Genomic DNA, 885 nt, shown 5'->3' with positions numbered 1-885 from the left:
CTGGAAGGGCCGCTGCTGGAAACCGGCCGGGCCCTCACCGAAGGCCGCATCGACAGCAGGAAAGCACGGGCGATCTGTGACGGCGTGCTCGGGATCGGTCACGATATCGCCCGCAAGGTCGAAGCTCTCGTGCTGCCCGATGCGCCGCGGTTGACCGCCCGGCAACTGGCGGTACGGGTCCGTAAAGCGATCAAAGACGCCGACCCCGATGCCTATGAACGACGACGCAGGACAGTCGAGAAGGGCCGCCGGGTGGAGCTGTACGACAACCCCGACGGCACCGCCGATCTGACCGCACGTGATCTACCCGCCGAGGACGCCGACGCCGCCTACAACTATCTCAACGCACTCGCGAACGCGCTCAAAGCCGACGGCGACCAACGACCCATCGACGCCATCCGCGCCGACGTCCTCCTGGAGTTACTGCGCGGCAGACACCCCGCAGACCTCTCCCCCACAGCCGCCGACCCCCAGCAGGATCCACCCCCACCCGCAGAAACCACCCCCGAACCCGGGGACACCGAACCCGAGGACCCCGAGCCCGAGGACCCCGCACCCGGGGACACCGCACCCGCGGACACCGAGGACTCCGAGCCCGGGGACGCCGGCACCTCGGCGGCCGCCCCGCGGGGAGCCGAGTCCGAAGCGGCCGGGGAGCCGGCAGCCGTGGCGGCTGAGGCCCGCGCGTCTCAGCGGCCCATCGGACGGCCCGGCCGCGCACGACGGACCGATGCCGGGCGGCCAGGCCAAACCGACAACGCCACCGGACGCGAAGACGCCACCGGACGGCCCGGCCGCACACCACAGACCCATTCCGGGCGGCCAAGCGAAACCGACAACGCCACCGGACACGAAGAAGCGACCGGGCGCGAAGAAGCGACCGGG

Annotated in this window: 1 protein-coding gene; it reads left to right on the top strand. The window is 71.5% G+C overall.

What is annotated here, in order from left to right:
* Positions 1-885 (top strand): DUF222 domain-containing protein (locus HKK74_RS38875; protein ID WP_187248439.1); only part of this gene is annotated, 885 nt, incomplete at both ends.

The sequence above is a fragment of the Actinomadura alba genome (assembly GCF_014323705.1).
In the GTDB taxonomy this organism is placed as follows: domain Bacteria; phylum Actinomycetota; class Actinomycetes; order Streptosporangiales; family Streptosporangiaceae; genus Actinomadura_C; species Actinomadura_C alba.
Note: the sequence above shows the minus strand (reverse complement) of the source record. Positions and strands in the feature narration are given on the sequence as shown.